We start from the raw sequence: 11,436 nt of genomic DNA, 5'->3' as shown, positions 1-11,436 counted from the left end.
CGAAGAAATATACGGATGATCGTGTGAATGATATAGTAAGCAATGGTGTTAATGAGTCCAAAGCCTATACAGATATGAAGTTTGAAACATTAAATTATGCAGTTGAGGACGTCCGGAAAGAGGCAAGACAAGCGGCAGCTATTGGTTTAGCTGTATCGAATTTAAGTTATGACGATACACCAGGGAAATTAAGCTTTTCATTTGGTACGGGTGTATGGCGCAGTCAATCGGCATTCGCTATCGGTGCTGGTTATATGTCTGAAAATGGGAAATTCCGCTCTAATGTATCTGCAACGAGTGCTGGAGGTCATTGGGGTATAGGTGCTGGATTTAGGGTCACATTGAATTAACGATAAAAAAATATAAAAATCCCTTCTCTTAAAATTAAGATGAAGGGATTTTTTTAATCGCTCATGGATACCGATAGAAAATAAAGGATTACTATCAATAAAAATGTCTATTTGATTATTTCATTGGTAAGTATGTGGTAAAAAATTATTTATCGTATCAAGAATTAATAAATAATTTGTATAATCTATATTATTCTCGACTTTTGTTTTTAAAAGGCATTCTTTGGGAATCAAGTAGTTAATTTATCAAGTGCGCTTTTTATTTTTTCGTGACAAAATTTGATTTTATGACGCAATTTTTTTACGAAAAAAGAAAATATAACAATGGGATTATTAATGAATGCAGTATTATAATTTGAAAATAATAATTAAGATACACGCGTTGCTTTATATAATATTATCAATTGTCAGATTATAACGGATATATAGCATATGATTGGTGGTGATGAGATTACAATAATAATCGAAGATATTGTAATTTTGAGGTTTCATGCCTCATTAGGGGATATTTGTTATTCTTGCTAGTCAATCGCGTAAAATAGCCCCCATGCGCGGATATACTTCGAGTTTATTTTGTCTTATATATGAGCCATTATCGTATGTGAAAAGGGATCACGACCGGTAAATGAAAGGATAAAATCACTTTTAGTGATTCTTATGACAAAGGCATATGAAATTCTTTTATATCATCGCATCAATTTTTCATCTCTTCATTAGAGATTGTTTATATATTCTCTTCAATTTGACCTTTATGCATATGACGTAAAGGAGGTGAACAAACGCCTATAAGCAAATGCAAAGCCAGTTGTGGTGTGGTTATTGTCCGTAAAGCATCAAGATAGGCAGCATTTATAAGCTTGGCAGTATAGATTTGAGTTATGAAGATGCACTAAGCTCTTTAAGTTTATCGATTAGGATGGGCGTACAGCGCAATTAATCTGCATTCATTATGAGAGCAGGTTGTATATCAGAAAATAGGAAGATCAGTCTAATATATCTGCAACGAGTTCAGGAGGTAATTAAGGCATAAGGGCTGGCTTAAGATTAAAGCTGAATTGATATATAAGCAGCAATATTGTACTTGAGTTATGAAAATATATTTTTCTTTTAAGTATTTTTATTTAAAAATTTAAATGAGAATCTGTATTTTATCTCTATAACAATCTTTAAAGAGTCGTTTATTTGTTCAATTTTTTTATAAACGTTAATTTTTTCTAGAATATTGTTTCTTAATTTGTTGAAAAAATATCACATATCATGTGAAAAGATATATTTTTACTCCAATCAGTAAAAAGTGTTATTTTCTAGTTGCTATTTTATGAGGGAGCATATAAACACACAGAAAGTAATATTAGTAAGACTCATTTTGATTATAATTCAAAGGCGGGAGAATAATGTGTAAAAACAATACCAAGGCGTATTTGCATATTGCATTAGACTTAAAAAATATTGGGAACCAAACTCCCTTAAGAATTTGCACTTTTCTTAACTACTAAAGGTTCTAATTTACCTTTTATTAAGAAAACGGCTTTTTAATAAGATAAAACACACCATTAACTTCCAAAATAAAAAAACACTTTTGAAAGTATTTTTTAAATAACAAGACCCTTATTTAAGAAATAATTTTAATTCGGATACAGAAAAATTCCTTTTTAAAGCACACCAGGCAAAAAAATACCTCTAAACCATATTAGAATCTAAATGTGTTATTTCCATGTAAGCTAAACATTTCCCACATTTAGATCTCAACACAAAAAGCAACTAAAAGACGAAAACAAAGACTCAAAACGTTCGAACTTTGATCTGTCACTTCCCATTCAACAACCGGTTGACAGAATGAATAACACTGAAATATGTCTTTTTTATGTTTTTGATATGCTTTTCAAATTTTTTCATTGGAGAGTTTGTTATGAAAAAAATATCAGCCACATCACAGAGACCTAGTTTGAAGGCTGTGCTTATTTCTCGGCGTTTATCTTTGTTTACAAAGCTTTCGTTGGGAACAGCCATGGTTGCACTCTTATCAAGTGCGTCTCCTGTATTGGCAAAAAAAATTGATATAATAGACCAACAAGTTCTTCAAAGCATGGAGAAGGCAATATCAGTTTATTCTCAAGGGAACGATAAAAGGATTACTGCTGCTTATGATAGTCAGAACAATGTTGATGTCTCTGATTTATCTAAGGCAGGTTATGTAACAGCACTCAATAAAGTAGGCGCAAAAGTAGGCGCAGAAAAAGTTAAAGCTTCTAGTGATTATGCAAATTTCCTAAATGATACACTTTGGGAGAAAAGTAGGCCTACCATAAATGTTTTTTCGAAGCCTATAAATGAGGGGGGAATGACAACGCGGCTTATTCCTGTTGATGGCATGCAGCGAGAGACAAGGGCTAATCAAGGTGTTGCGCTGGGTAATCAAGCACAAGCAACTGAATACTCAAGTATTGCAATAGGTAACTATGACCCGCAATGTGTGGGTGCAAGTGGTGGACTTGGTTGTGTAGCAGCGAGATCCTTAGCAGAAAGAGGCATAGCGATAGGTTTATCAAGTGAAGTTAATAAATCTGAAGGGATTGCTATCGGCGTTGCTGCAAAGGCATTCGCAGAAGACGCTATTGTTTTAGGTTCTTTTGCAAACGTGACTGGAAAAGACGCTATTGCTATAGGTCGCAGCGCAGAGGTATCAAATACGAATAGTATTGCTATGGGACTTCATGCAAATGCAGCAGGATCAAACTCTCTTGCTCTAGGCTTTTCCGCAAAGGCAGAGACAACTAACACTATTGCTTTAGGTTCTAACGCAAAGGTAAGTGGGCAAGATTCAGTTGCTGTTGGTAGGAATGCAAATGCAGCAGGAGACGCCGCTCTTGCTCTAGGCTTTGAGGCAAATGCAAAGGAAACTAGCGCTATTGCTTTAGGTTTAAAAGCAGAGGCATCAGGTCCTTATTCTATTAGTATAGGTGCTAAGGGAAAGGCATCAGATTGGTATAGTGTTGGTTTGGGTTATGGCGTAGAAGTAGCAGGTGAGCGTAGTATTGCTTTAGGTTACCAATCTAAAGTGTCGTTTAAAGATGGTGTTGCTATAGGCTCTCAGGTAGAGGCAAAGGCAGTTGGCGCTATTGTTTTAGGCTCTCAGGCAAAGGCAAAGGAAGTTGCCACTATTGCTTTAGGTTCTAAAGTAGAGGCATCAGATCCTTATGATATTATTATAGGTAGTAAGGGAAAGGTATCAGGTTGGCAGAGTATTGGTTTGGGTTATGGCGTAGAAGTAGCAGGTGAGCGTAGTATTGCTTTAGGTTACCAATCTAAAGCGTCGGTTGATAATGGTGTTGCTATAGGTTCCTTTTCTATATCCGATAGGGCTGCTGGTGTTGCAGGTTATACTTCTCTTTTGCAAGGATCAGCCACCGACACCAAAGCTCAATGGAAAAGTACAAGAGGTGCAGTGAGTATTGGTGACCCTAGTAATAATATAACGAGGCAGATTACAGGCGTTGCAGCTGGTAGTGGAGATGCCGATGCAGTGAATGTTGCACAGTTAAAAGGCTTAGAAGAAGTTGTAAGAAAGAACGGTTGGAAACTGTCTGTTAATGGTGAGAATGCGAAAACAGTTCTTCTGGACAGTGACATAGATTTTTCTGCTGGAAGTCAAAACTTTGCAATCACAAAAAGCAATGACGACAATAAGGTAAAATTTGATTTAGCAAAAGATCTCACATTAAAAAGCATAAAATTAGAGGAAGAAAGCGTATCAGATGATAGAGCAGATGCAGTAAGTTCAGTAACTTTAGATACAACAGGCTTGATCATCAAGAATGGTCCGAAAGTCACAACTTCTGGTATTGATGCTGGCAGTAAAAAGATAACAGGAGTGAAAGAAGGTACTGACAATACCGATGCGGTGAATTTTGGACAACTGCAAAAAGTTGAAAAAGATGTCAAAGAACAAGTCGCAGCCAGTAGCTTCGTAAAACAAGATGTTAAAACAAAATACATCACCATTGGTAAAGAAACCGATGGTGACAAAATTGATATTACTAACAAAAAGAATGAACAGCGTACTCTTACGGGTTTAAAGAGTGCTTCTCTGTCAGAAGCTTCAAATGAAGCTGTTACCGGTTCGCAGTTGTTTGCAACAAATAAAAATGTAACAACTTTATCCGATAATTTCAAAATCGCTGCCACGAATATGGCCAAGTATTTTGGTGGTGATGCTGGTTATGAGAATGGCAAGTGGACCGATCCAACTTTTAAAATAAAAACAGTGAATGCTAATGGTGAGGAAAAAGAAGAGAGTTATAAGAATGTAGCGGCGGCTTTGGCAGGCGTTGGGAATTCTATCACAAATGTTAAAAATGATATCAAGAATGAAATCACGAGTGTAAAAGGTGATAGCCTTGTTAAGTGGGATGAGGATACAAAGCATATTAACATTGGTAGTGAAAAGGAAGACGCTACAATTAATATTGCAGATAAAGAAAGTAATAATAGAATCCTTTCTGGTGTGAAGAAGGCAGAAAAAGGCAATGAAGCAGTTAACAAAGATCAGCTTGATGAGAATGTAAAGAAACTTTCTGGCGAAATTGCAGATGTGCGTTCAGTGGCAGTTTTCTACGATAAAGAAGAAGTTTCAGATGATGACAATCGACTTATCAGATCAGCACGTAAAAGTAATAAATCGAATGTGACTTTTGGCGATCCAAGCAAAGGTACTGTTGGATTGCATAATGTTGGCGATGGTAAAGTCGCAGACGTTTCAACCGATGCGATTAATGGCTCACAGCTTCATTCATTTGGTACTGGGGTTGCGAAGGCTTTAGGTGGTAACGCCAAATATGAGAATGGTGAATGGACAGCTCCAAGCTTTACGGTTAAGACTTTCAAAGAAGATAGTAGTGGGGTTGAAGAGCATGAGTATGACACTGTTTCTGCTGCGTTTGAGGGTGTTGGTACCTCTTTCACAAATGTAAATAATGCTATTACGGATATTAAGAAAGAAATTACCAAAGAGGTTGCGGATGCAAAAAGTGATGCATTGAACTGGAGTAAAGCTGCTAATGCCTTTGTTGCAACGCATGGGAAAGAAAATAGCAAAACCAATAGCAAGATTACCTCTCTTCAGGATGGAGATATTACTGCAGCTTCAAGTGATGCTATTACGGGGGGGCAGCTTTTTGAGACCAATAGTAAGGTTGCTAGTTATTTAGGTGGTGGAGCTAGTTATCAAGATAAAACATGGACGGATCCAACATTTAAAGTTAAAGCCGTTAACGGTGAAGGTAAGGAAGAAGAGAAGACTTATAAGAATGTAGGGGAAGCATTGAGTGGGGTTGGTAATTCTATCACCAATGTCAAAAATGATATTACCAAACAGATTAAAAATGAGATTAGCAATGTAAAAGGTGATAGTCTTGTTAAGAAAGATGCAGCAACGAATGTTATCAACATTGGTAAAGAGGTAGAGGGTAGTGAAATCAATGTTGCCAACAAAAGTGGTGGTTCGCGGACACTTTCTGGTGTGAAGGAAGCAACAAAAGATAATGAAGCCGTTAACAAGGGGCAACTTGATAAGGATTTGAAGAAACTTTCTGAGAGCCTTCAATCAGAAGATTCAGCAGTTGTTCATTACGATAAAGATGATAAGAATGGCAGCATTAATTACACGAGTGTGACGTTAGGTGGTAAAGAGAAAAAACCTGTTGCACTTCATAACCTTTCCGATGGTAAGATTGCTAAAGATTCACATGATGCGATCAATGGTTCGCAGCTCCATACTCTTGGTAGCACAGTTGCATCTTATTTTGGTGGTGATACTCGTTATGAGGATGGTCAATGGAGCACTCCAAATTTCAAGCTTAAGCAGTTTAGTGAGGATGGCAAGTCTGAAGATAAGACTTATCAGAATGTCTCTGATGCATTGAGTGGGGTTAGTAGTTCTCTCACCAATGTAAAAAATACAATTACCAATGAAATGAAAAAAACGAAAGGCGATGCCTTATTGTGGGGCAAGGAAGAGGGAGCATTCGTTGCCCAACATGGAGAGAAAGAAGAGAATAGCAAGATTACATCTCTTCGAGATGGGGTTATTAGTAGCGTTTCAACGGATGCCGTTACAGGTAAACAGCTTTATTCTGTAGGTCATGCGCTTTCTACTTATTTGGGAGGCGATACTCGTTATGAGAATGGTGAATGGACGGCGCCAAGCTTTAAGATTACAACAGTTAAAGAGGATGGTAGCTCTGAAGATAAGACTTATGAAAATGTAACGGCTGCATTTGCAGGAGTTGGTACCTCTTTCACGAATGTTCAGAGTAAAATTACCAATGATATTAATACTGCAATTACCAATGTGAAAGGTGATAGTCTTGTTAAGTGGGATGAGAAGACCAAGCGTATTAATATTGGTGGTGAAAAGGAAGATGCGACAATTAGTATTGCTGATAAGGATAGTAAGGATAGAATTCTTTCTGGTGTTAAGGATGCAGAGCATAGTAATGAAGCAGTTAACAAAGGTCAGCTTGATAAAGAAATAGCAGATGTGCGTTCGGTTGCAGTTTTCTACGATGAAGAAGAAGCTGCAGATGAACCACATCTATTTACGAGGTCATTGCGTAAAGTTAATAAGAGTAGTGTTACTTTTGGCGATCCGAAAACGGGCCCTGTTGGATTGCATAATGTTGGCAATGGTAAAGTTACAGAAGATTCCCATGATGCGATTAATGGCTCACAGCTTTTTGAGACCAATAGTAAGGTTGCTAGTTACTTGGGAGGTGGAACTGGTTATAAAGATAAAGCATGGACCAGTCCAACATTTAAAGTTAAAACTGTTAAGGATGATGGTAAGGAAGAAGAGCAAACTTACCATAATGTATCGGACGCTTTGACTGGGGTTGGTAGTTCTATCGCGAATGTTCAGAATAAAGTAACTGAACAAGTTAATAATGCTATTACCACTTTCAAAGGCGATGCCTTATTGTGGGGAGCAACGGATAACGCCTTTAGTGCTCAACATGAGAAGGATGGCGCAAAGACCAATAGTAAGATTACGCATATTTTAGATGGTAATATTTCTAAAGATTCTACAGATGCCATTACGGGTAACCAACTTCATTCTTTGGGTGATAAGGTTGCTGGCTATTTGGGAGGTAGTGCTAAGTATGAGGATGGCACGTGGACCGATCCAACTTTTACGCTAAAGACAGTTAAGGCTGATGGCACGACAGATGAACAAAGCTACACAAGTGTATCTGCTGCTTTTGAAGGAGTTGGTACATCTTTCACGAATATTAAAAATGAGATTACCAAGCAAATTAATAATCTTCAGTCAGAAGATTCAGCAGTTGTTCATTATGATAAAAAGGAAAAGGATGAAATTGATTATACAAATGTGACTTTGGGTAAAGGTAAGGATTCTACACCTGTTGCACTTCATAATGTTGCCAATGGTAATATCGCAAAAGATTCACGTGATGCCATCACGGGTGATCAGATGAATAAAATTGGCGAGGATATTGCAAAGTTTTTAGGTGGAGAATCATCCTTTAAAGACGGATCACTGACACCGCCAAGCTATGCATTATCTGAAGTTTCTACAGAAGGTAAAGTTACAGATAAGTCCTTTAATGATGTTGGTTCAGCCTTTGTAGGACTTGATAAGAATATTAAGCATGTGAACGATCGGATTAAGGAAGTCTCAGAAGGTGTTGCACAGGATTCTTTATCTTGGAGCGCGACTAATAATGCCTTTAGTGCTCAGCATGGGAAAGATAGTGAGAGAACAGATAGCAAGATTACACATCTTAAGGTTGGAGACATTACTGAAACTTCAACGGATGCGATCAATGGTTCGCAGCTTTATTCATTGGGCGATAAGGTTGCGCAGTCTTTTGGTGGTAATGCTGAATATAAGGATGGAAGCTGGACAGCTCCAAGCTTTACGCTAAAAACTTTCAATGAAAATGGTGAGGAAAAAGAAGAGAGTTATAAGAATGTAGCAGAAGCTTTTACTGGAGTTGGAACTTCTATCACCAATGTCAAAAATGATATTACCAAACAGATTAACAATGAGATTAGCAATGTAAAAGGTGAGAGTCTTGTTAAATGGGATGAAGAGACAAAGCATATTAATATTGGAGGAGAAAAGGACGGCGCTACAATTAATATTGCCGATAAGGGTAGTAATAATAGAATCCTTTCTGGTTTGAAGAAGGCAGAAAAAGATAATGAAGCAGTTAATAAAGAGCAACTTGATGAGAACGTAACTAAACTTTCTGACGAAATTGCAGAAGTTCGTTCTGTTGCAGTTTTCTATGATGAAGAAGAAGCTGTAGATGAAGCACATCTATTTACGAGATCATTGCGTAAAGTTAATAAGAATAGTGTTACTTTTGGAGATCCGAAAACAGGCACTGTTGGTTTGCATAATGTTGGAAGTGGTGCAATTTCTTCCGATTCCCATGATGCAATCAATGGTTCTCAGGTTCATTCTCTTGGAAGCACAGTTGCATCTTATTTTGGTGGTGATGCTAAGTATGAGAATGGGCAATGGACAGCTCCGAATTTCAAGGTAAAAACAATTAACACGGATGGTCAGGAGAAGGATGAGACTTATCAGAATGTATCTACTGCTTTTGAAGGAGTTGGTAGTTCATTCACGAATATCAAAAATGAGATTACCAAACAGGTTAACAATCTTCAGTCAGAAGGTTCAGCGGTTGTTCATTATGATAAAAAGGCAGAGGGAGGAATTGATTATACGAGTGTCACTTTAGGTGGTAAAGATCAAACTCTCACAGTTCTCCACAATGTTGGTGATGGTAAGATTGGTGATAATTCGCACGATGCAATTAATGGCGGACAGATTTATAAAGTTGGCGAGGATATTGCAAAGTTCTTAGGTGGAGATGCATCTTTTAAAGATGGATCACTTACCCAGCCAACCTATAAATTATCGAATGTTGCTACTGATGGTGAAGTAACAGATAATTCGTTCAATGATGTTGGCACAGCGTTTAGTGGTCTTGATAAGAATATCCAGCATGTGAATGATCGGATTAAGGAAGTCTCTCAAGGAGTTGCAAAGGATTCTTTAAATTGGAGTAGTGCTGAGGGTGCTTTTGTTGCTTCTCATGGGGAAGGCGATGCAAGAAAAGATAGCAAGATTGCGCATATTTTGTCTGGAGACATTACTGAAACTTCAACGGATGCGGTCAATGGTTCGCAGCTTTTTGATACAAATAAGATTGTTGCAACTTATTTAGGTGGCGGTGCTGGTTATGAAGAAGGTAAATGGACCGCTCCAAGCTTCAAGGTAAAGATAGTCAAGGATGATGGGAGTGCTGTTGAAGAGCAAAGCTATGAAAATGTCTCTGCTGCATTTGAAGGAGTTGGTACATCTTTTACGAATATCAAAAATGAGATTACGAACCAGATTAATCATCTTCAGTCAGAAGATTCAGCAGTTGTTCATTATGATAAAAAGGCAGAGGGAGAAATTGATTATACGAGTGTCACTTTAGGTGGTAAAGATCAAACTCCCACACTTCTCCATAATGTTGGTGATGGTCAGATTGGTGATAAGTCATATGATGCAATTAATGGCGGACAGATTTATAAAATTGGTGAAGATGTTGCAAAATTCTTTGGTGGAGATGCAGCTTTTAACAATGGAGCCTTCACAGGACCAACCTATAAATTATCGAATGTTGATGAAAAAGGTAATGTTACAGATAAGCCGTTTAGTGATGTTGGTTCAGCCTTTGTAGGACTTGACACAAATATCAAGCATGTGAACGATCGTATTAAGGAAGTCTCCGAAGGCGTTGCGCAGGATACTTTAAGTTGGAGCAAGGAGAAAGGGGCATTTGTTGCGGTTCATGGTGAAGATGGTGCAAAGAGCAATAGCAAAATCACGTCTCTTTTAGATGGAACTGTTTCTAAGGGTTCAACGGATGCAGTTACAGGAAGTCAGCTTTTTGATACAAATAAGACAGTTGCAACTTATTTAGGTGGCGGTGCTAAGTATGAAGAAGGTAAATGGACAGCTCCAAGCTTCAAGGTAAAAACAGTCAAGGATGATGGGAGTGACGTTGAAGAGCAAAGCTATGAAAGTGTCTCTGCTGCGTTTGAAGGAGTTGGTACATCTTTCACGAATATCAAAAATGAAATTACGAACCAGATTAATCATCTTCAGTCAGAAGATTCAGCGGTTGTTCATTATAATAAAAAGAAAGATGGTAAGACTGATTATGGCAATATAACTTTTGGTGGTAAGGATGAGGTCCTTACAGCGCTGCACAATGTTGGTAATGGTAAGATTGCAGAAGATTCCCATGATGCGATTAATGGTTCCCAACTTTTTGCGACGGATAAAAAAGTGAGTATTGTGTCAGATAATCTACAAGTTGCAGGCACAAATATAGCTAAAGTCCTTGGGGGTGGTGCTAAGTATGAAGAAGATAAATGGACAGCTCCAAGCTTCAAGGTAAAAACAGTCAAGGATGATGGGAGTGACGTTGAAGAGCAAAGCTATGAAAGTGTCTCTGCTGCGTTTGAAGGAGTTGGTACATCTTTTACGAATATCCATAAAGAGCTTAAGAATGAGATTACAAAAGTTGTAGGAGACAGTCTTGTTAAGCAGGATGCAGAGAGCAAGGTTATCAAGATAGGAGCGGAAAAAGGAGGTGCCAGCATTAACATTGCTAATAGTGGTGATGCTGCGCGGACCCTTACAGGTGTAAAATCAGGAGCGCTTACAGAAACGTCGACTGATGCAGTGAATGGTTCTCAACTTTATTCGATGAATAATACGTTAGCGAGCTATTTTGGAGGTGGTGCTGGCTATAAGGAAGGAAAATGGAGTGCTCCAAGCTTTAAGGTAAAGACAGTTAAGGATGATGGGAGTGCTGTTGAAGAGCAAAGCTATGAAAGTGTCTCTGCTGCATTTGAAGGAGTTGGTGCTTCATTCACGAATATCCATAAAGAGCTTAAGAATGAGATTACGAAAGTTGTAGGAGACAGTCTTGTTAAGCAAGATAAGGAGACACGTGTCATTGCGGTTGGAGGTGAAAAGAGCGGCACAGAAGTT

The 11,436-nt window shown here is 38.0% G+C and carries 2 protein-coding genes; both read left to right on the top strand.

Annotated features, from left to right (window positions below):
- Positions 1–350: YadA-like family protein (locus tag PVV59_RS08725; protein WP_273755729.1), on the top strand; the 350-nt coding region annotated here is incomplete at its 5' end.
- Between the two features lie 1,909 nt (positions 351–2,259).
- On the top strand, positions 2,260–11,436 hold a 9,177-nt coding region (locus PVV59_RS08720; protein WP_273755728.1), incomplete at its 3' end, for a hypothetical protein.

Origin of the sequence: Bartonella sp. MM73XJBT.G (assembly GCF_028618435.1) — a bacterium.
Classification (GTDB): domain Bacteria; phylum Pseudomonadota; class Alphaproteobacteria; order Rhizobiales; family Rhizobiaceae; genus Bartonella.
This window is presented reverse-complemented; position numbering and strand designations above follow the sequence as displayed.